The organism is Aeromonas salmonicida subsp. salmonicida (genome assembly GCF_001643305.1).
Classification (GTDB): domain Bacteria; phylum Pseudomonadota; class Gammaproteobacteria; order Enterobacterales; family Aeromonadaceae; genus Aeromonas; species Aeromonas salmonicida.
In genome coordinates this window covers 1-17067 of sequence record NZ_LSGW01000118.1, presented here as the reverse complement: position 1 = coordinate 17067, position 17067 = coordinate 1, and the positions used below count along the sequence as shown (strand labels likewise).

At 53.9% G+C, this 17067-nt stretch carries 31 protein-coding genes; 30 read left to right on the top strand and 1 reads right to left on the bottom strand.

All coding sequences use genetic code 11. The annotated features are described in order from the left end of the window. Positions 1 to 53: 53 nt before the first annotated feature. Together ompR and envZ are read left to right on the top strand one after the other, a co-directional pair. Entirely contained in the window at positions 54 to 773 is a 720-nt protein-coding gene (gene ompR, locus AXW79_RS21260) for an osmolarity response regulator transcription factor OmpR (protein ID WP_005319762.1), read from the top strand. Next, positions 770 to 2068: a two-component system sensor histidine kinase EnvZ gene (gene envZ / locus AXW79_RS21255; RefSeq protein WP_005319760.1), complete on the top strand. Its 1299-nt coding sequence runs from the start codon at positions 770 to 772 to the stop codon at positions 2066 to 2068. Before ompR ends, envZ begins: the two co-directional genes overlap by 4 nt. 37 nt (positions 2069 to 2105) lie before the next feature. On the opposite strand, the gene AXW79_RS21250 is transcribed toward envZ, so the two are convergent. Beyond that, positions 2106 to 3020 (bottom strand): DMT family transporter, encoded by a 915-nt coding sequence (locus AXW79_RS21250; protein ID WP_005319757.1) that lies wholly within the window; start codon positions 3018 to 3020, stop codon positions 2106 to 2108. A gap of 357 nt (positions 3021 to 3377) precedes the next feature. On the opposite strand from AXW79_RS21250, the gene rpsJ reads away from it, so the two are divergent. The 28 genes from rpsJ (at position 3378) to rplQ (ending at position 16998) form a co-directional block, all read left to right on the top strand. Next, positions 3378 to 3689: a 30S ribosomal protein S10 gene (gene rpsJ, locus AXW79_RS21245; RefSeq protein WP_005307944.1), complete on the top strand. Its 312-nt coding sequence runs from the start codon at positions 3378 to 3380 to the stop codon at positions 3687 to 3689. Positions 3690 to 3711: 22 nt separating this feature from the next. Further along, the gene (rplC, locus tag AXW79_RS21240; protein WP_005319753.1) at positions 3712 to 4344 is read left to right on the top strand and encodes a 50S ribosomal protein L3; all 633 of its coding nucleotides are present in this window, start codon (positions 3712 to 3714) and stop codon (positions 4342 to 4344) included. A 17-nt stretch (positions 4345 to 4361) separates the two neighbouring features. Then, entirely contained in the window at positions 4362 to 4967 is a 606-nt protein-coding gene (rplD, locus tag AXW79_RS21235) for a 50S ribosomal protein L4 (RefSeq protein WP_005319750.1), read from the top strand. After that, positions 4964 to 5266, top strand: a complete 303-nt coding sequence (gene rplW, locus AXW79_RS21230; RefSeq protein WP_005319747.1) for a 50S ribosomal protein L23 — start codon at positions 4964 to 4966, stop codon at positions 5264 to 5266. Before rplD ends, rplW begins: the two co-directional genes overlap by 4 nt. Positions 5267 to 5281: 15 nt before the next feature. Next, positions 5282 to 6103, top strand: coding sequence for a 50S ribosomal protein L2 (gene rplB, locus AXW79_RS21225; RefSeq protein WP_005319743.1), 822 nt, complete (start codon positions 5282 to 5284; stop codon positions 6101 to 6103). Positions 6104 to 6125: 22 nt separating this feature from the next. Continuing rightward, positions 6126 to 6404: a 30S ribosomal protein S19 gene (gene rpsS / locus AXW79_RS21220; RefSeq protein WP_005307960.1), complete on the top strand. Its 279-nt coding sequence runs from the start codon at positions 6126 to 6128 to the stop codon at positions 6402 to 6404. A gap of 10 nt (positions 6405 to 6414) precedes the next feature. Then, positions 6415 to 6759 carry a 50S ribosomal protein L22 gene (gene rplV / locus AXW79_RS21215; RefSeq protein ID WP_005319741.1) on the top strand — a complete coding sequence of 115 codons (345 nt, stop codon included), beginning with the start codon at positions 6415 to 6417 and terminating at the stop codon, positions 6757 to 6759. Between the two features lie 3 nt (positions 6760 to 6762). Then, positions 6763 to 7473 (top strand): 30S ribosomal protein S3, encoded by a 711-nt coding sequence (gene rpsC, locus AXW79_RS21210; RefSeq protein ID WP_005319740.1) that lies wholly within the window; start codon positions 6763 to 6765, stop codon positions 7471 to 7473. Positions 7474 to 7486: 13 nt separating this feature from the next. Further along, entirely contained in the window at positions 7487 to 7900 is a 414-nt protein-coding gene (gene rplP, locus AXW79_RS21205) for a 50S ribosomal protein L16 (protein WP_005319737.1), read from the top strand. Continuing rightward, positions 7900 to 8091, top strand: coding sequence for a 50S ribosomal protein L29 (gene rpmC / locus AXW79_RS21200; protein WP_005319733.1), 192 nt, complete (start codon positions 7900 to 7902; stop codon positions 8089 to 8091). The genes rplP and rpmC overlap by 1 nt, the downstream gene beginning before the upstream one ends. Further along, a complete protein-coding gene (gene rpsQ, locus AXW79_RS21195) occupies positions 8091 to 8339 on the top strand; it encodes a 30S ribosomal protein S17 (protein WP_005319730.1) in 249 nt (82 codons plus the stop codon). Before rpmC ends, rpsQ begins: the two co-directional genes overlap by 1 nt. Before the next feature lie 147 nt (positions 8340 to 8486). Then, the gene (gene rplN, locus AXW79_RS21190; protein ID WP_005307975.1) at positions 8487 to 8855 is read left to right on the top strand and encodes a 50S ribosomal protein L14; all 369 of its coding nucleotides are present in this window, start codon (positions 8487 to 8489) and stop codon (positions 8853 to 8855) included. An 11-nt stretch (positions 8856 to 8866) separates the two neighbouring features. Beyond that, positions 8867 to 9184 carry a 50S ribosomal protein L24 gene (gene rplX, locus AXW79_RS21185; RefSeq protein ID WP_005319727.1) on the top strand — a complete coding sequence of 106 codons (318 nt, stop codon included), beginning with the start codon at positions 8867 to 8869 and terminating at the stop codon, positions 9182 to 9184. A 13-nt stretch (positions 9185 to 9197) separates the two neighbouring features. Further along, positions 9198 to 9737, top strand: coding sequence for a 50S ribosomal protein L5 (rplE, locus tag AXW79_RS21180; protein WP_005319725.1), 540 nt, complete (start codon positions 9198 to 9200; stop codon positions 9735 to 9737). Positions 9738 to 9747: 10 nt separating this feature from the next. Further along, a complete protein-coding gene (rpsN, locus tag AXW79_RS21175) occupies positions 9748 to 10053 on the top strand; it encodes a 30S ribosomal protein S14 (RefSeq protein WP_005319722.1) in 306 nt (101 codons plus the stop codon). 21 nt (positions 10054 to 10074) lie between these two features. Continuing rightward, the gene (gene rpsH, locus AXW79_RS21170; RefSeq protein WP_005307980.1) at positions 10075 to 10467 is read left to right on the top strand and encodes a 30S ribosomal protein S8; all 393 of its coding nucleotides are present in this window, start codon (positions 10075 to 10077) and stop codon (positions 10465 to 10467) included. Positions 10468 to 10480: 13 nt separating this feature from the next. After that, positions 10481 to 11014: a 50S ribosomal protein L6 gene (gene rplF / locus AXW79_RS21165; protein WP_005319720.1), complete on the top strand. Its 534-nt coding sequence runs from the start codon at positions 10481 to 10483 to the stop codon at positions 11012 to 11014. A gap of 9 nt (positions 11015 to 11023) precedes the next feature. Continuing rightward, on the top strand, positions 11024 to 11377 hold the full coding sequence (rplR, locus tag AXW79_RS21160; protein WP_005319717.1) for a 50S ribosomal protein L18: 354 nt from the start codon (positions 11024 to 11026) through the stop codon (positions 11375 to 11377). Positions 11378 to 11391: 14 nt separating this feature from the next. Next, positions 11392 to 11892, top strand: coding sequence for a 30S ribosomal protein S5 (rpsE, locus tag AXW79_RS21155; RefSeq protein ID WP_005319713.1), 501 nt, complete (start codon positions 11392 to 11394; stop codon positions 11890 to 11892). 6 nt (positions 11893 to 11898) lie between these two features. Beyond that, positions 11899 to 12078 carry a 50S ribosomal protein L30 gene (gene rpmD, locus AXW79_RS21150; protein WP_005307985.1) on the top strand — a complete coding sequence of 60 codons (180 nt, stop codon included), beginning with the start codon at positions 11899 to 11901 and terminating at the stop codon, positions 12076 to 12078. Positions 12079 to 12080: 2 nt separating this feature from the next. Next, a complete protein-coding gene (rplO, locus tag AXW79_RS21145) occupies positions 12081 to 12518 on the top strand; it encodes a 50S ribosomal protein L15 (RefSeq protein WP_005319708.1) in 438 nt (145 codons plus the stop codon). A gap of 8 nt (positions 12519 to 12526) precedes the next feature. Beyond that, entirely contained in the window at positions 12527 to 13855 is a 1329-nt protein-coding gene (secY, locus tag AXW79_RS21140; protein WP_005307989.1) for a preprotein translocase subunit SecY, read from the top strand. Positions 13856 to 13882: 27 nt separating this feature from the next. Further along, positions 13883 to 13996: a 50S ribosomal protein L36 gene (rpmJ, locus tag AXW79_RS22600; RefSeq protein ID WP_005319705.1), complete on the top strand. Its 114-nt coding sequence runs from the start codon at positions 13883 to 13885 to the stop codon at positions 13994 to 13996. A gap of 139 nt (positions 13997 to 14135) precedes the next feature. After that, entirely contained in the window at positions 14136 to 14492 is a 357-nt protein-coding gene (gene rpsM / locus AXW79_RS21135; RefSeq protein WP_005307991.1) for a 30S ribosomal protein S13, read from the top strand. A 14-nt stretch (positions 14493 to 14506) separates the two neighbouring features. Continuing rightward, a complete protein-coding gene (rpsK, locus tag AXW79_RS21130; protein ID WP_005319702.1) occupies positions 14507 to 14896 on the top strand; it encodes a 30S ribosomal protein S11 in 390 nt (129 codons plus the stop codon). 39 nt (positions 14897 to 14935) lie between these two features. After that, positions 14936 to 15556, top strand: a complete 621-nt coding sequence (gene rpsD, locus AXW79_RS21125) for a 30S ribosomal protein S4 (protein WP_005319700.1) — start codon at positions 14936 to 14938, stop codon at positions 15554 to 15556. 25 nt (positions 15557 to 15581) lie between these two features. Then, positions 15582 to 16571, top strand: coding sequence for a DNA-directed RNA polymerase subunit alpha (locus tag AXW79_RS21120; RefSeq protein ID WP_005307997.1), 990 nt, complete (start codon positions 15582 to 15584; stop codon positions 16569 to 16571). Between the two features lie 43 nt (positions 16572 to 16614). Beyond that, positions 16615 to 16998 carry a 50S ribosomal protein L17 gene (gene rplQ / locus AXW79_RS21115; RefSeq protein WP_005307999.1) on the top strand — a complete coding sequence of 128 codons (384 nt, stop codon included), beginning with the start codon at positions 16615 to 16617 and terminating at the stop codon, positions 16996 to 16998. The last annotated feature ends 69 nt before the right edge of the window (positions 16999 to 17067 follow it).

The window sequence follows — 17067 nt, the reverse complement described above, 5'->3', positions numbered from 1 at the left end:
CGTTGGGGCCTCGAGCTCTAGTATTGGCAACATATCGAGAGGAGAGGCAAGCAATGAGTCAGCAATACAAGGTTCTGGTCGTCGACGATGATTTGAAATTACGTTCCCTGCTGGAGCGCTATCTGACCGAACAGGGATTCGTTGTTCGGGGCGTCGCCAATGGCGAACAGGCTGACCGCCTGCTGACCCGTGAAAACTTCAGCCTGATGGTACTTGATCTGATGCTGCCGGGGGAGGATGGGCTTTCTATCTGTCGTCGCCTTCGTGAAGCCGGCAACCAGATCCCGGTACTCATGCTGACCGCCAAGGGGGATGAGGTGGATCGCATCGTCGGGCTCGAGATGGGGGCTGATGACTATCTGCCCAAGCCATTCAACCCCCGTGAGCTGCTGGCGCGGATCCGTGCCGTGCTGCGCCGGCATACCGTCGAACTGCCAGGCGCGCCCTCGACCGCCGAGAAGATGGTGACCTTTGGCAGCTATCAGCTCAACCTGGCGACCCGGGAGCTCAGCCGTGATGGCGAGCCCGTGGCCCTGACCAGCGGTGAATTTGCCGTGCTCAAGGTGCTGGTCAGCCACCCTCGTGAGCCTCTCTCCCGCGACAAGTTGATGAATCTGGCCAGAGGGCGCGAGTACACGGCGACCGAGCGCAGCATAGACGTGCAGGTCTCCCGCTTGCGCCGCCTGCTGGAGCAGGACCCGGCCCAGCCTCGTTATCTGCAGACCGTCTGGGGCCTGGGTTACGTCTTCGTGCCGGACGGTGATGGCGAATGAAAAAAATGGGCAGCATGTTTTCTCGCATGCTCTGGTTTTTGGCCGCCGTGCTGGTGGTCTATCAGTTTGTCTCCTATGTCACCTTCTACAACTATCTGCTGGCACCCACCGTCAAGCAGATCAGCCACCTGCTGGCCAATCAGGTCAAGCTCATCTTCCCGGTCGAAAGCAATCAGCTGGCGCTGAGCGAGGATGCCGAAGCACTGGTCTATGTCGCGACCGGCAGTGACCTCTACACCCAGACGGAGGCCGAACAGCATGGGCTCAACGACTCCAAGCCCTATACCTATCTGGAAGAGAGCATCAGTCGTGAACTGGGTGGCAAGACCAAGGTGCGGGTCGAGATCCAGGATCACTACATCATCTGGATCCAGCCGCCGCAGGCCAATCAGGTGTGGGTGCGTATCCCGCTGACCGAGATCGAAGATGACGATATCGAGCCGCTGATCCTCTACATGAGCGTGCTGCTGGTGGTCACCCTGTTTGCTGCCTGGCGTTTTGCTCGTCTGCTGGAGGATCTGGAGGCCGGCGCCGTAGCCGTGGCGCGCGGCAACTTTCCCGATGCGCTGGGGGAACAGGGGTCGCGGGAGGTACGCCGACTGACCCGGACCTTCAATCATATGTCGAGCTCCATCAAACGCTTGATTGAGGAGCGCAATCTGATGATGGCTGGGGTCTCTCATGACTTGCGCACACCGCTGACCCGCATCCGGCTGGCGACCGAAATGATGTCGTCCGGGGATGAGTATCTCAAGGAGAGCATCAACGCGGACATCGACGAGTCCAACGGCATCATAGATCAGTTCATCGACTACATTCGTCCGGACGAGGGACTGGATACCCAGCAGATCGATCTGACTCAGCTGATCCACGACGTACTGCTGATGCAGACCGATCAGGGATTGGAGGTTGACCTCGAATTGCCGGAAGAGGCGGTGAGAGTGGCCTGCAATCCCATCAGTATTCGCCGTATTCTCAACAACCTGTCAGGCAACTCGCTGCGCTACGGCGCGAGCAGGTTGCACGCCGAGCTCAAAGATGATGGTCACTGGGTGCGGCTGCGGCTGTCGGACAATGGTCCCGGCATCCCCGAGCAGGATTATTACCGGGTGCTCAAGCCCTTCACTCAGGGCAACGAGGCTCGCACCGGCAGTGGCAGCGGCCTGGGATTGGCCATCGTCGCCAAGATCGTCTCTCAGCATCACGGCACCATCCGGCTGGGACGGGCCGAACTGGGGGGCTTGTTGGTCGAGGTCCGGCTTCCCAAGAACCAGCCACTGGAGTGGATGGATTGAGAAAAGGGCGTATCCGTGGATACGCCCTTTTGCATTATCAGGCTTGCGGCTCTGCTCCCTTGCGATAGCGCTTGCCATATTTCAGCTGCTGGATCAGCAAGGCGGCGACGATCAGCCCCAGCCCTATGGGGGTTGCCGGGTGTATTGTCTCGCCGATCAACAGGTTGAGCAGCACCAGGGAGGCAAACGGCGAGATGAAGATGAGGTTGCTTATAGGGGCCGTGTTGGTGGCATGGCGCAAAGCCATCAGCCAGAGCACGAAACCGAAGCCCATCTCGAACAGGCCCACATAGATGGCGCCGACCCAGCCTTGCCAGGCTGTCATGGCGAAATCGGAGAGCAGCCAGGTCGCCGCGACAATGAAAGGAAGGCTGATGATAAAGCCGAGCAACAGGCTGACGATAGGGTCTCCCTGATTGCGGGTGTTGAGGATCCAGTAACTGGCCCAGATAAGCGTCGATACCAGCGCCAGCGCGACCCCGAGCGGGCTGTCGAATTGCAGGCCGAACACATCCCCCTTGGTGGCGATCACCAGGGCACCGAAGTAGCCCAGCACTATGGCCACTCCATCGCGGCGGCGCAGTTTCTGGCCGAGAAAGGGGACTGCCAGAAGACTGAGGGTGATGGCCCAGGTGTAGTTGAGGGTCTGTGCCTGCTGGGCGGGCAGCAGATCATAGGCTTTGAACAGCAGCAGGTAATAGAGGAAGGGGTTCAGCACACCCAGGGTCAGGTAATAGAAAGGTCGGGCCTTGATGTAACTCCGTAGCAGCGGCAGTTTACCCTGTTTGGCGACTATCGCCGTCAGCGTGAGGGTCGAGGTGAAGGCGGCTACAAGCAGCAATTGCACCGGTTCAAAGTAGGTGAGGGAGATCTTGAAGGCGGTGGCGACTGTCGACCAGAGGGCAACGGCGCAGAGTCCATACTGATAGGCTTTTTTTTGATCTTTGAGCATTGGATGTCGTTCCACTGACAGAGGCAGGCGCACAGTCTACCAGCCTGTTTGTAACATTGTCGTTACCCCGAGTTGGCAAGGGGGGGTGAGGTGTCGTCGGCGAGATCCATCTGTCACATAAAACTGCGCACAATCTGTTCGCCCTCCCTTGCGCAAATTTGAAAAATCCGTATAATCCCCTCCGCTTACCCATGAGGTAAGCCAGACGATATGTCTGCTGCTGAGCTTCCTGTTTACAGGAGCCAGCCATACAGTCCTCCCGATATGGGAGGAAACGTGAAAAATCACACCTCTGGCGGGAGTAATCTCGGTCGGGCGGTGTTGGTTTATGTTCTTTTATCTATTGGAGCTCTGTCAATGCAGAACCAAAGAATCCGTATCCGCCTGAAGGCTTTTGATCATCGCCTGATTGATCAATCCACTGCGGAAATCGTTGAAACTGCAAAGCGCACCGGCGCGCAGGTTCGCGGTCCTATTCCGCTGCCGACTCGCAAAGAGCGCTTCACCGTCCTGATCTCCCCGCACGTCAACAAAGATGCGCGTGATCAGTACGAGATCCGCACTCACAAGCGTCTGGTAGACATCGTTGAGCCGACTGACAAGACCGTAGACGCCCTGATGCGTCTGGATCTGGCAGCTGGTGTAGACGTCCAGATCAGCCTGGGTTAATTACGGAAAGAGGTTGATAACAATGACAATCGGTCTTGTAGGTCGCAAAGTGGGTATGACTCGCATCTTCACTGAAGATGGCGTTTCTATCCCGGTGACTGTTATCGAAGTTGAAGCTAACCGTGTAACTCAGGTCAAATCTGTAGAAACCGACGGCTACAACGCTATTCAGGTTACCACTGGCGCCAAGAAAGCCAGCCGTGTGACCAAGCCGGAAGCTGGCCACTTCGCCAAAGCTGGTGTAGAAGCCGGTCGCGGTCTGTGGGAGTTCCGCCTGAACAACGGTGAAACTTTCACTGTTGGTAGCGAGCTGAAAGTAGATCTTCTCGCTGACGTTAAGATGGTAGACGTTACCGGCACATCCAAGGGTAAAGGTTTTGCGGGCACTGTAAAGCGCCACAACTTCCGCACCCAGGATATGACCCACGGTAACTCCTTGTCTCACCGCGCTCCGGGTTCTATCGGTCAGAACCAGACTCCGGGTCGTGTATTCAAGGGCAAAAAGATGGCTGGTCACATGGGTGCTGAGCGTGTAACGACTCAGAACCTGGAACTGGTTCGTGTTGACGCTGAACGTAACCTGCTGCTCATCAAAGGTGCAGTCCCAGGTGCAACCAACGGCAACGTGATCGTCAAACCTGCCGTCAAAGCGTAACGTCTGAGGAGATAGTAATGGAATTGGTAATGAAAGACGCCAAGAGCGCTCTTGAAGTTTCCGAGACTACCTTCGGGCGCGAATTCAACGAAGCTCTGGTTCACCAGGTCGTCGTTGCATATGCCGCAGGTGCCCGTCAGGGTACTCGTGCGCAGCTGACTCGCTCTGAAGTGTCTGGTGGCGGCAAAAAGCCGTGGCGTCAGAAGGGTACTGGTCGTGCCCGTGCTGGCTCCATCCGTTCGCCCATTTGGCGTTCCGGTGGTGTGACTTTTGCTGCTAAGCCGCAAGATCACAGCCAAAAAGTAAACAAGAAGATGTACCGCGGCGCTATCCGTAGCATCCTGTCCGAGCTGGTACGTCAAGAGCGCCTGATCGTTGTCGAGAAATTCGGCATCGAAGCGCCGAAGACCAAAGAACTGATCGCCAAGCTGAAAGAGATGGAACTGACTGACGTTCTGATCGTGACAGCTGAAGTCGATGAGAACCTGTTCCTGGCTGCTCGCAACCTGTACAAAGTTGACGTGCGTGACGTTGCCGGTATCGACCCGGTCAGCCTGATCGCTTTCGACAAGGTTCTGATGACTGCTGAAGCAGTTAAGCAAATCGAGGAGATGCTGGCATGATCCGCGAAGAGCGTCTGTTGAAAGTTCTGAAGGCTCCGCATATCTCTGAAAAGAGCACCATGGTCGCCGAGAAGCAGAACACTATCGTGTTCAAAATTGCTGTCGACGCCACCAAGGCGGAAGTCAAAGCTGCAGTTGCGAAACTGTTCGAGGTCGAAGTTGAGACCGTCCGTACCCTGAACATGAAGGGTAAAACCAAGCGCTCAGGTGCACGCGTAGGCCGTCGTTCCGATTGGAAAAAGGCTTATGTGACCCTGAAAGCTGGTCAGGACATCGACTTCATGGGCGCAGCCGAGTAAGAGGAGTTCTGAAAAATGGCAATCGTTAAGTGCAAGCCTACTTCTCCAGGCCGCCGCCACGTCGTTAAGATCGTCAATCAAGAGCTGTACAAGGGTAAGCCCTTTGCCGCTCTGCTGGACAGCAAGAGCAAGTCCGGTGGTCGTAACAACAACGGTCGTATCACCACCCGTCATATCGGTGGTGGTCACAAGCAGCATTACCGTATCGTCGACTTCAAACGTGACAAAGACGGTATCCCGGCCAAAGTAGAACGCCTGGAATACGATCCTAACCGTACCGCTAACATCGCACTGGTGTTGTATGCAGACGGTGAGCGTCGTTACATCCTGGCTCCGAAAGGCCTGAAAGCTGGTGACGCGATCGCTTCTGGTGCTGATGCAGCCATCAAGGTAGGTAACACCCTGCCGATGCGCAACATCCCGGTTGGTTCTACTGTTCACGCCGTTGAGATGAAACCTGGTAAAGGTGCCCAGCTGGCTCGTTCCGCTGGTACTTTCATCCAGATCCTGGCTCGTGAAGGTAACTATGTAACTCTGCGTCTGCGTTCCGGCGAAGTACGTAAAGTTCTGGCCGAGTGCCGCGCCACCATCGGTGAAGTCGGTAACTCCGAGCACATGTTGCGTCAACTGGGTAAAGCCGGTGCCAACCGCTGGCGTGGTATTCGTCCGACCGTTCGCGGTATGGCGATGAACCCGGTCGACCACCCGCACGGTGGTGGTGAGGGTCGTAACAAGGGCATGCAGCCTGTGTCCCCATGGGGCCAGAAGGCTAAAGGCTTCAAGACCCGTAAGAACAAGCGTACCGACAAGTACATCGTACGTCGTCGTAACAAGTAATTGTTAACATAGAGGAATCACCATGCCACGTTCTCTCAAGAAGGGTCCATTTATTGACCTGCACTTGCTGAAGAAGGTAGAGAAAGCGGTGGAAAGCGGGGATAAAAAGCCGGTTAAAACCTGGTCCCGTCGTTCAATGATCATCCCGAACATGATCGGTTTGACCATCGCTGTCCATAATGGTCGTCAGCACGTTCCGGTTTTCGTTACCGAAGAAATGATCGGTCACAAACTGGGTGAATTCGCACCGACTCGTACTTATCGCGGCCATGCTGCTGATAAGAAGGCTAAGAAGCGCTAAGGGATAAATGATGGAAGCTATCGCTAAACACCGTTATGCCCGTACTTCTGCCCAGAAAGCTCGTCTGGTAGCCGATCAAGTACGTGGTCTGTCTGTAGACAAGGCTCTGAATATCCTGACCTTCAGCCCGAAAAAGGCTGCAGTGCTGGTTAAGAAAGTGCTGGAATCTGCCATTGCAAACGCTGAGCACAACGAAGGCGCTGATATCGATGCGCTGCGTGTTGCTACTATCATGGTCGACGAAGGTCCCTCCATGAAGCGCATCCGTCCGCGTGCCAAAGGTCGTGCGGATCGTATCCTCAAGCGTACCGCTCACATCACTGTAGTGGTATCCGACGCTAAGGCTGGGAGATAAGCAATGGGTCAGAAAGTACATCCTAATGGCATTCGCCTGGGTATTACCAAGCCTTGGAATTCTACCTGGTTCGCGAACACCAAAGACTTCGCTGACAACCTGTACAGCGATTTTCAAGTACGCCAGTTCCTGACCAAGGAACTGAAAAATGCGTCCTTGTCCAAGATCACCATCGAGCGTCCGGCCAAGAGCATCCGTGTGACCATTCACACCGCTCGTCCGGGTGTTGTGATCGGTAAGAAAGGCGAAGACGTTGAGAAACTGCGCAAAGCTGTCGCCGTGATTACCGGCGTGCCTGCTCAGATCAACATTTCCGAAGTCCGTAAGCCGGAGCTGGATGGCAAGCTTGTTGCTGACAGCATCACTTCCCAACTGGAACGTCGCGTAATGTTCCGTCGTGCTATGAAGCGCGCCGTACAGAACGCAATGCGCCTGGGTGCCAAGGGCATCAAAGTGGAAGTGTCTGGTCGTCTGGGCGGTGCTGAAATCGCGCGTACCGAATGGTACCGTGAAGGTCGTGTGCCGTTGCACACCCTGCGTGCCGACATCGACTACGCAACTTCTGAAGCCCACACCACTTACGGTGTGATCGGCGTTAAGGTTTGGATCTTCAAGGGCGAAGTTCTGGGTGGTCTGGCTGCAGTCAATGCTGCCGCTGCTCAAGAGCAAGCTCCTGCAAAGCCCAAGCGCGATAACAAACGCCGCGGTAAGTAAGGAGATTCGGTAAATGTTGCAACCAAAGCGTACTAAATTCCGCAAGACCCATAAGGGTCGCAACCGCGGTCTGGCCAACACTGGTAACGAAGTATCCTTCGGTACCTTTGGCCTGAAGGCGACATCTCGTGGTCAACTGACTGCTCGTCAAATCGAAGCAGCCCGTCGTGCCATGACCCGTCACGTTAAGCGTCAAGGCAAGATCTGGATCCGTGTGTTCCCGGACAAGCCCATCACCGAAAAGCCTCTCGAAGTTCGTATGGGTAAAGGTAAGGGCAACGTGGAATATTGGGTCTGCCCGATCCAGCCTGGCAAGGTTCTGTACGAGATGGACGGTGTACCTGAGGCTCTGGCGCGTGAAGCGTTTGCCCTGGCCGCAGCTAAGCTGTCTGTTCAGACCACTTTCGTAATTAAGACGGTGATGTGATGAAAGCCCAAGATCTGCGTCAAAAGAGCGTCGATGAACTGAACCAGGAGCTGCTGGGCCTGCTGCGTGAGCAATTCAACATGCGCATGCAAGCGTCCACTGGCCAGCTGGCTCAGACTCACACTCTGAAACAAGTGCGTCGTGACGTCGCACGTATCAAGACTGTACTGACTGAGAAGGCAGGTGCGTAATGACTGACAAGATCCGTACTCTGCAAGGTCGTGTAATCAGCGACAAGATGGAAAAATCCATCACTGTTGCTATCGAGCGCAAGGTAAAGCACCCGATCTACGGTAAGATCATCAAGCGCACTACCAAGCTGCACGTACATGATGAAAACAACGAGTGTAAAGCTGGCGATCTCGTGGAAATCCGCGAATGCCGCCCGCTGTCCAAGACCAAGTCCTGGACCCTGGTTGCGATCTTAGAAAAGGCCTAATCGGTACTTTGTAGTCCAAACGGCCCCTTAGCGGGGCCGTTTGTTTTTTAGGCTACCTTTTCTCAAAATCATGTGTTATAGTTTCGCGCCTTTTGAAGGCAGCCAGATCCCGAAAGGGATAAGAAGTAAACAAAGCGGAGCACTAAAATGATCCAGATGCAAAGTATGCTGGGTGTAGCCGACAACTCCGGCGCTCGCAGTGTAATGTGTATTAAGGTTCTGGGTGGCTCGCACCGCCGTTATGCCGGCATCGGCGACATCATCAAAGTTTCCATCAAGGAAGCCATTCCTCGCGGTAAAGTGAAGAAAGGTGATGTATATAACGCGGTGGTCGTACGCACCCGTAAAGGCGTTCGTCGTCCGGACGGCTCAGTCATCCGTTTCGACAACAATGCGGCTGTGTTGCTTAACAACAACCAACAGCCAATCGGTACTCGTATTTTTGGCCCGGTGACCCGTGAACTCCGTAATGAGAAGTTCATGAAGATTGTGTCCCTGGCACCCGAAGTACTGTAAGGAGTCGAACGATGGCAGCTAAAATCCGTCGCGAAGACGAAGTGATTGTTCTTACCGGCAAAGACAAGGGCAAGCGTGGCAAAGTCACTCAAGTCCTGGTAACCGAAGGTAAGGTTCTCGTTGAAGGCATCAATCTGGTGAAGAAGCATCAAAAGCCGGTACCCGCACTGGGTCAGGCTGGCGGCATCATCAGCAAAGAAGCCCCAATGGACGTTTCTAACGTAGCGCTGTTCAACTCTGCCGCTGGCAAGGCTGATCGCGTTGGTTTCCGGATTGAAGACGGCAAAAAAGTTCGTTTCTTCAAATCCACCGGCGAACTTGTGAAGTAATTGGAGTTTAACGATGGCGAAACTGCATGATTACTACAAATCCGATGTAGTAAATGAACTGGCCAAACAGTTCGGTTACAAGACTATCATGCAAGTCCCTCGGATCGAGAAAATCACCCTGAACATGGGTGTTGGTGAAGCGATCTCTGACAAAAAGCTGTTGGAAAATGCCGCTGCCGATATGGCTGCCATTTCCGGTCAGAAGCCGCTGATCACCAAAGCTCGCAAATCTGTTGCGGGCTTCAAGATTCGTGAAGGCTACCCGATAGGTTGTAAAGTAACCCTGCGTGGCGAGCGTATGTGGGAGTTCCTGGAACGGCTGATTTGCATCTCCGTACCGCGTATCCGTGACTTCCGTGGCCTGAACGCTAAAGCGTTCGACGGTCGTGGTAACTACTCCATGGGCGTGCGTGAGCAAATCATCTTCCCGGAAATCGACTATGACAAAGTCGATCGCGTCCGTGGTCTGGATATCACCATCACCACTTCCGCGAATACCGATGAAGAAGGCCGTGCTCTGCTGGCTGCCTTTAACTTCCCATTCCGCAAGTAAGGTTAGGGTTATGGCTAAAACATCCATGAAAGCACGTGAAGCAAAGCGTGCGAAGCTGGTAGCCAAGTTCGCCACTAAGCGAACCGAGCTGAAAGCTATCATCGTTGATATGAACGCTTCTGAAGAAGCGCGTTGGGATGCTGTACTGCAACTGCAACAGCTGCCCCGTGATTCCAGTCCGTCCCGCCAGCGTAACCGTTGCAATATTACTGGTCGTCCGCACGGTTTCCTGCGTAAGTTTGGTCTGTCTCGCATCAAGGTGCGTGAGCATGCCATGAAGGGCGAAATTCCGGGCCTGAAGAAGGCTTCTTGGTAACGAATCTCGGGAGTTAGACTTATGAGCATGCAAGATCCGATCGCGGATATGCTGACCCGCATCCGTAACGGTCAGGCGGCGAGCAAAGTTGCGGTTTCCATGCCTTCTTCCAAGCTGAAAGTGGCTATCGCCAAAGTGCTGAAAGAAGAAGGTTACATCGCTGGCTACTCCGTAGCGGGTGATGTGAAGCCGGAACTGGAAATTGAACTGAAATATTTCCAGGGCAAGCCAGTTGTAGAACTGATCCAACGCGTGAGCCGTCCCGGCCTGCGTATTTACAAGCGCACTACTGATCTGCCGAAAGTTATGGGCGGTCTCGGTGTTGCTATCGTGTCCACGTCTAAAGGTGTGATGACCGACCGTGCTGCCCGCAAGGCAAGCATGGGTGGTGAGATCATCTGCTACGTCGCTTAATAGGAGGTCGGAAATGTCTCGCGTTGCTAAGGCACCCGTCACTATTCCTGCTGGCGTAGAGGTGACTCTGAACGGTCAGGAACTGTCCATCAAAGGTGGTAAAGGTTCTCTGGTTCGTTCCATCCACGCCGGTGTAGAAGTGACCAAAGAAGACAATGTACTGAAGTTCGCCCCGCGCGACGGCATCGCTGGTGCTGACGCTCAGGCCGGTACTGCACGTGCATTGGCTAACAACATGGTAATCGGTGTTACCCAAGGCTTCGAGCGTAAGCTGCAGCTGGTTGGTGTAGGTTATAAAGCCTCCATCAAGGGCAATGCTGTCGCGCTGGCCCTGGGCTTCTCTCACCCGGTAGAGCATGCGCTGCCGGCTGGTGTCACCGCTGAATGCCCGACCGCTACAGAGATCGTTCTGCGTGGTGTGGACAAGCAGCTGGTTGGCCAGGTCGCCGCCGATATCCGTTCTTACCGCGCTCCGGAGCCCTACAAGGGCAAGGGTGTACGCTATGCCAACGAGCAAGTGCGTACTAAAGAAGCTAAGAAGAAGTAAGGTAACACTATGGACAAGAAAGCAGCTCGTCTCCGTCGTGCTACTCGTGCTCGGAAGAAGATGCAGGAACTGGGAGCTACCCGTCTGGTTGTTCACCGTACCCCGCGTCATATCTACGCGCAGGTTATCGCAGCCAACGGTTCCGAAGTTCTGGCCTCTGCTTCTACAGTAGAGAAAGCCATCAGTGAAGCTCTTAAATACTCCGGTAATGCTGATGCAGCTACCGCAGTGGGTAAAGCAATCGCTGAGCGTGCTATTGCCAAAGGCGTTCAGAACGTATCTTTCGATCGTTCCGGTTTCAAGTATCACGGTCGTGTAGCCGCTCTGGCTACCGCTGCTCGTGACGCTGGTCTTCAGTTCTAAGCTAGGAGTCGAAGATGGCTAAAGTCGAATCTCAAGCCGGCGAACTGCAAGAAAAGCTGATTGCAGTAAACCGTGTTTCGAAAACTGTTAAAGGTGGTCGTATCATGTCCTTCACCGCGTTGACCGTGGTGGGTGATGGTAACGGCCGTGTAGGTTACGGTTACGGTAAGGCCCGTGAAGTTCCGGCCGCTATTCAAAAAGCGATGGAACAGGCTAAGCGTAACCTGAGCAAGGTAGAACTGAACAATGGCACTCTGCACCACCCGGTGCGCGGTGTTCACTCCGGTTCCTCCGTGTTCATGAAGCCGGCCTCACAAGGTACTGGTATCATTGCAGGCGGCGCCATGCGTGCTGTTCTGGAAGTTGCTGGTATTCACAACGTGCTGGCTAAGACCTACGGTTCCACCAACCCAATCAACGTTGTTCGCGCAACTGTAGACGCTCTGGTACAGGGTCAATCCCCGGCCCAGATCGCTGCCAAGCGTGGTCTGCGCGTTGAAGAAATTCTGGGGTAATGCGACATGGCTAACACTGTAAAAGTAACTCAAACTCGCAGCTCTATCGGCCGTCTGCCAAAGCACAAGGCGACTCTGCGTGGTCTGGGTCTGCGTCGCATTGGTCACACCGTTGAGCTGGAAGATACTCCCTGCGTACGCGGTATGATCAACCAGGTTTATTACATGGTTAAGGTGGAGGGCTAAGCATGCGTCTGAATACTCTGTCTCCGGCCGCTGGTTCCAAGCCTGAAAAACAACGTCGTGGTCGTGGTATCGGCTCCGGCCTGGGCAAGACTGGTGGTCGTGGTGTGAAAGGTCAAACCTCTCGTTCCGGTGGCGGTAAAGTCCGCGCTGGTTTCGAAGGCGGCCAGATGCCTTTGAAAATCCGTCTGCCGAAGTTCGGTTTCTTCTCTCGCAAATCTTTGGTTTCTGCCGAAGTGCGTCTGAACGAAATCGCCATGGTAGAAGGTGATGTGGTCGATTTGAGCACTCTGAAGCAAGCCGGTGTTGTTACCAAGAACATCGTTTTCGCTAAAGTTGTTCTGTCTGGCAACATTGACCGTGCTGTGACCGTTCGTGGTGTGTCCGTCACCAAAGGTGCACGTGCAGCCATCGAGGCCGCTGGCGGTAAAATCGAGGAATAATCAGTACAATGGCTAAGAAACCAGGATTGGATGTTAAAGCACAGGGTGGTCTGAGTGAATTGAAGAGCCGTCTGCTCTTCGTTCTCGGGGCGATTATCGTTTTCCGTGCAGGCTCTTATGTGCCGATTCCTGGTATTGACGCCGCCGTACTGGCCGAATTGTTCCAACAACAGAAGGGCACCATCATTGAGATGTTTAACATGTTCAGTGGTGGTGCACTCTCGCGTGCTTCTATTCTTGCGCTGGGGATCATGCCGTACATTTCGGCATCGATCATTATCCAGCTGCTGACTGTGGTTCACCCCGCTCTTGCTGAACTCAAGAAAGAAGGTGAATCTGGCCGTCGCAAGATTAGCCAATATACCCGTTGGGGCACGCTGGTTTTGGGAACTTTCCAGGCCATTGGTATTGCAACCGGTCTGCCGAATATGATGCAAGGACTCGTGACACATCCGGGTTTGGGCTTCTATTTCACGGCCGTTGTGAGTCTGGTCACCGGTACCATGTTCTTGATGTGGTTGGGTGAGCAGATTACCGAGCGTGGGATCGGTAATGGTATCTCGTTGATTATTTTCACGGGTATCGTTGCTGGTTTGCCGCATGCCATTGGTGCTACGGCCGAACAGGCACGTCAAGGGGAATTGCACATCCTGCTGTTGTTGTTGCTGGGCTTGATTGTTTTCGCAGTGACTTACTTTGTGGTGTTCGTGGAACGTGGTCAGCGTCGTATCGTCGTTAACTACGCCAAGCGTCAACAAGGCCGCCAGGTATTCGCAGCGCAAAGCACACACCTGCCATTGAAAGTGAATATGGCCGGTGTGATTCCTGCGATTTTCGCATCCAGCATCATCCTCTTCCCAGGGACCATCACCTCTTGGTTTGGTCAGGGTGAGGGCAAGGTCGCTGATATCCTGCAACAGGTCTCTATGGTCCTGCAGCCGGGTCAGCCCTTGTATGAGATGCTCTATGCAGCAGCCATTATCTTCTTCTGTTTCTTCTATACCGCGCTGGTGTTCAACCCCCGCGAGACAGCAGACAACTTGAAGAAGAGTGGAGCCTTTATCCCGGGGATCCGCCCGGGCGAGCAGACAGCACGTTACATCGATAAGGTTATGACTCGCCTGACATTGGCAGGTGCGCTCTATATAACCTTTATCTGTCTGGTACCCCAGTTCTTGATGACTGCCTGGAACGTACAGTTCTACTTCGGTGGCACCTCGCTGCTGATTATCGTGGTAGTTATCATGGACTTCATGGCTCAGGTACAAACCCATATGATGTCTCATCAATATGGCGACGTCCTGAGGAAGGCCAACCTGAAGGGCTACGGCCGCTAAAGGTCGGCGTAGTTACGGAGTTAAGCAATGAAAGTTCGTGCTTCCGTTAAGGCAATCTGCCGTAACTGCAAAATCATCAAGCGTCACGGTGTGGTGCGTGTGATTTGCAGCGAGCCAAAGCATAAACAGCGCCAAGGCTAATTTTTTACGGTTAGTACTTGCAACAAATAGTTGTGCTGGCTAATATAGCCAGCCAACTTTTGTTGTGTATTGGTTGACCGCCACGTATCCGCTCACGGGCTTTGTGGTGGTCGTAATCTACTATATGTAGGAGTGAATAGTGGCCCGTATCGCTGGCATTAACATTCCTGACCATAAGCATGCAGTCATTGCTTTGACTGCGATTTATGGCGTCGGTCGTACCCGCTCCAAGGCCATCTGTGCCGCAGCCGGTATCGCTGAGAATGTGAAAATTAAAGACCTGGACGAAGCTCAGATCGAGAGTCTGCGTGAACAAGTAGGTAAATTCACCGTTGAAGGTGACCTGCGTCGTCAGATATCCATGAACATCAAGCGATTGATGGATCTGGGTTGCTACCGTGGTTTGCGTCACCGTCGTAGCCTGCCTGTTCGTGGTCAACGTACCAAGACCAACGCTCGTACCCGTAAGGGTCCGCGCAAGGCTATCAAGAAGTAACGGGAAGGTAGAAAATGGCTAAAACTCCGACTCGTGCTCGCAAGCGCGTTAAAAAGCAAGTGAGCGACGGTATTGCGCACGTTCATGCATCTTTCAACAACACAATCGTGACCATTACTGACCGTCAGGGCAATGCTCTGTCATGGGCTACCTCCGGTGGTTCAGGTTTCCGTGGTTCCCGTAAGTCCACTCCGTTTGCTGCCCAGGTAGCTGCTGAGCGTGCTGGTGAGATCGCCAAAGAATACGGCGTGAAGAACCTGGAAGTCATGGTCAAAGGTCCGGGTCCCGGTCGTGAGTCTTCCATCCGCGCTCTGAACGCGGCTGGTTTCCGCATCACTAATATTACTGATGTGACTCCGATCCCGCACAACGGTTGTCGTCCTCCCAAGAAGCGCCGCGTATAACGCTGTTGCAACTTGGTCTAGGATTGTTGGAGAAAGAAGATGGCAAGATATATCGGTCCTAAGCTTAAGCTTAGCCGTCGTGAGGGCACCGACCTCTTCCTGAAGTCTGGTGTTCGTGCGATTGATTCTAAGTGCAAGATTGACACCGCCCCTGGTCAGCACGGTGCGCGCAAAGCGCGTCTGTCCGACTACGGTGTTCAGCTGCGCGAGAAACAAAAAGTTCGTCGTATCTACGGCGTATTGGAAAAACAGTTCCGCAACTACTACCGCGACGCTGCCCGTCAAAAGGGTAACACCGGTGAGAACCTGTTGCAGCTGCTGGAAGGTCGTTTGGACAACGTTGTTTACCGTATGGGCTTCGGCGCTACCCGTGCTGAATCTCGTCAGCTGGTGAGCCATAAGGCCATCATGGTAAATGGTCGCGTTGTGAATATTCCTTCTTTCCAGGTTTCCCCTGAGGACGTGGTCTGCGTTCGTGAGAAGGCTAAGAAGCAAGCGCGTATCAAAGCATCCCTCGAGGTTGCTGGTCAGCGTGAGAAGCCGACTTGGGTAGAGGTTGACACCGCTAAAATGGAAGGTGCTTTCAAGCGTCTGCCAGAGCGTTCCGACCTGTCTGCCGACATTAACGAACAGCTGATCGTCGAGCTTTACTCCAAGTAAAGCTAGCTTCTAAAGAGAGGACACAATGCTGGGTTCTGTAACAGATTTTCTTAAACCGCGGCTAGTTGACATCGAGCAAGTTAGCCCGACTCATGCGAAAGTGACTCTTGAGCCACTTGAGCGTGGTTTTGGTCACACGCTGGGTAATGCCCTGCGTCGTATTTTGCTGTCATCTATGCCCGGTTGTGCAGTTACTGAAGTCGAAATTGACGGGGTACTGCATGAGTACAGCAGCAAAGAAGGTGTGCAGGAAGACATTCTTGAAATTCTGCTCAACCTGAAAGGCATCGCTGTGAAGCTGGAAGGCAAGGACGAGGTAACTCTGTCCCTGACCAAGTCTGGAACAGGCCCCGTTACCGCTGGTGATATCACTCACGGTGATGAAGTCGAGATCGTAAACCCGGAGCACGTAATCTGCCACCTGACCGGTGCCAATGCTGAAATCAGCATGCGCCTGAAAGTTCAGCGCGGTCGTGGTTATGTGCCTGCTTCTGCTCGTGTTCACAACGATGATGAAGAGCGTCCGATTGGTCGCCTGCTGCTGGACTCTGCGTTCAGCCCCATCGTTCGTATTGCCTACAATGTTGAGGCAGCACGTGTGGAACAGCGTACCGACTTGGACAAGCTGGTCATCGACATGGAGACCAATGGTACTCTGGATCCCGAAGAAGCCATCCGTCGTTCTGCCACTATTCTGGCCGAGCAACTGGAAGCCTTCGTGGATCTGCGCGATGTCAGCGTGCCCGAGAAGAAAGAAGAGAAACCCGAGTTTGATCCGATTCTGCTACGTCCTGTCGATGATTTGGAGCTGACAGTTCGTTCTGCGAACTGTCTGAAGGCAGAAGCTATCCACTATATTGGTGATCTGGTACAGCGTACCGAAGTTGAGTTGCTTAAAACTCCTAACCTCGGTAAGAAGTCCCTGACTGAGATCAAGGATGTGTTGGCCTCCCGTGGTCTGTCTCTTGGCATGCGCCTTGAGAACTGGCCGCCCGCCAGCATCGCTGACGAGTAATCCAGATTACGGGTTTCACAGATTTAGTTAGAAGGATAAGGTCATGCGCCATCGTTTGAGTGGTCGTCAACTGAACCGGAACAGCAGCCATCGTCAGGCTATGTTCCGCAACATGGCCAGCTCCCTGGTTCGTCATGAGATCATCAAGACGACTCTGCCTAAGGCAAAAGAGCTGCGTCGTGTAGTTGAACCGCTGATCACCCTTGCCAAGACTGATAGCGTTGCTAATCGTCGTCTGGCATTTGCCCGCACTCGCGACAACGCGATCGTGGCTAAGCTGTTCAATGAACTGGGCCCGCGCTACCTGGAGCGCGCCGGCGGTTATACTCGCATTCTGAAATGCGGTTTCCGTGCTGGCGACAACGCCCCTATGGCTTACATTGAGCTGGTAGACCGCCCAGCCGCTGCTGAAGCAGCTGCTGAGTGATAAAGAAAAAGCCGGGCTTGTCCCGGCTTTTCTTTTAATGAATCCTGATACTGCCTCAACTGCCTCAAC

Bases quoted from the DNA above. Each gene is read 5' to 3' on its own strand.
- ompR (WP_005319762.1), top strand. From the start codon at position 54: ATGAGTCAGCAATACAAGGTTCTGGTCGTCGACGATGATTTGAAATTA.
- envZ (WP_005319760.1), top strand. From the start codon at position 770: ATGAAAAAAATGGGCAGCATGTTTTCTCGCATGCTCTGGTTTTTGGCC.
- AXW79_RS21250 (WP_005319757.1), bottom strand. From the start codon at position 3,020: ATGCTCAAAGATCAAAAAAAAGCCTATCAGTATGGACTCTGCGCCGTT.
- rpsJ (WP_005307944.1), top strand. From the start codon at position 3,378: ATGCAGAACCAAAGAATCCGTATCCGCCTGAAGGCTTTTGATCATCGC.
- rplC (WP_005319753.1), top strand. From the start codon at position 3,712: ATGACAATCGGTCTTGTAGGTCGCAAAGTGGGTATGACTCGCATCTTC.
- rplD (WP_005319750.1), top strand. From the start codon at position 4,362: ATGGAATTGGTAATGAAAGACGCCAAGAGCGCTCTTGAAGTTTCCGAG.
- rplW (WP_005319747.1), top strand. From the start codon at position 4,964: ATGATCCGCGAAGAGCGTCTGTTGAAAGTTCTGAAGGCTCCGCATATC.
- rplB (WP_005319743.1), top strand. From the start codon at position 5,282: ATGGCAATCGTTAAGTGCAAGCCTACTTCTCCAGGCCGCCGCCACGTC.
- rpsS (WP_005307960.1), top strand. From the start codon at position 6,126: ATGCCACGTTCTCTCAAGAAGGGTCCATTTATTGACCTGCACTTGCTG.
- rplV (WP_005319741.1), top strand. From the start codon at position 6,415: ATGGAAGCTATCGCTAAACACCGTTATGCCCGTACTTCTGCCCAGAAA.
- rpsC (WP_005319740.1), top strand. From the start codon at position 6,763: ATGGGTCAGAAAGTACATCCTAATGGCATTCGCCTGGGTATTACCAAG.
- rplP (WP_005319737.1), top strand. From the start codon at position 7,487: ATGTTGCAACCAAAGCGTACTAAATTCCGCAAGACCCATAAGGGTCGC.
- rpmC (WP_005319733.1), top strand. From the start codon at position 7,900: ATGAAAGCCCAAGATCTGCGTCAAAAGAGCGTCGATGAACTGAACCAG.
- rpsQ (WP_005319730.1), top strand. From the start codon at position 8,091: ATGACTGACAAGATCCGTACTCTGCAAGGTCGTGTAATCAGCGACAAG.
- rplN (WP_005307975.1), top strand. From the start codon at position 8,487: ATGATCCAGATGCAAAGTATGCTGGGTGTAGCCGACAACTCCGGCGCT.
- rplX (WP_005319727.1), top strand. From the start codon at position 8,867: ATGGCAGCTAAAATCCGTCGCGAAGACGAAGTGATTGTTCTTACCGGC.
- rplE (WP_005319725.1), top strand. From the start codon at position 9,198: ATGGCGAAACTGCATGATTACTACAAATCCGATGTAGTAAATGAACTG.
- rpsN (WP_005319722.1), top strand. From the start codon at position 9,748: ATGGCTAAAACATCCATGAAAGCACGTGAAGCAAAGCGTGCGAAGCTG.
- rpsH (WP_005307980.1), top strand. From the start codon at position 10,075: ATGAGCATGCAAGATCCGATCGCGGATATGCTGACCCGCATCCGTAAC.
- rplF (WP_005319720.1), top strand. From the start codon at position 10,481: ATGTCTCGCGTTGCTAAGGCACCCGTCACTATTCCTGCTGGCGTAGAG.
- rplR (WP_005319717.1), top strand. From the start codon at position 11,024: ATGGACAAGAAAGCAGCTCGTCTCCGTCGTGCTACTCGTGCTCGGAAG.
- rpsE (WP_005319713.1), top strand. From the start codon at position 11,392: ATGGCTAAAGTCGAATCTCAAGCCGGCGAACTGCAAGAAAAGCTGATT.
- rpmD (WP_005307985.1), top strand. From the start codon at position 11,899: ATGGCTAACACTGTAAAAGTAACTCAAACTCGCAGCTCTATCGGCCGT.
- rplO (WP_005319708.1), top strand. From the start codon at position 12,081: ATGCGTCTGAATACTCTGTCTCCGGCCGCTGGTTCCAAGCCTGAAAAA.
- secY (WP_005307989.1), top strand. From the start codon at position 12,527: ATGGCTAAGAAACCAGGATTGGATGTTAAAGCACAGGGTGGTCTGAGT.
- rpmJ (WP_005319705.1), top strand. From the start codon at position 13,883: ATGAAAGTTCGTGCTTCCGTTAAGGCAATCTGCCGTAACTGCAAAATC.
- rpsK (WP_005319702.1), top strand. From the start codon at position 14,507: ATGGCTAAAACTCCGACTCGTGCTCGCAAGCGCGTTAAAAAGCAAGTG.
- rpsD (WP_005319700.1), top strand. From the start codon at position 14,936: ATGGCAAGATATATCGGTCCTAAGCTTAAGCTTAGCCGTCGTGAGGGC.
- AXW79_RS21120 (WP_005307997.1), top strand. From the start codon at position 15,582: ATGCTGGGTTCTGTAACAGATTTTCTTAAACCGCGGCTAGTTGACATC.
- rplQ (WP_005307999.1), top strand. From the start codon at position 16,615: ATGCGCCATCGTTTGAGTGGTCGTCAACTGAACCGGAACAGCAGCCAT.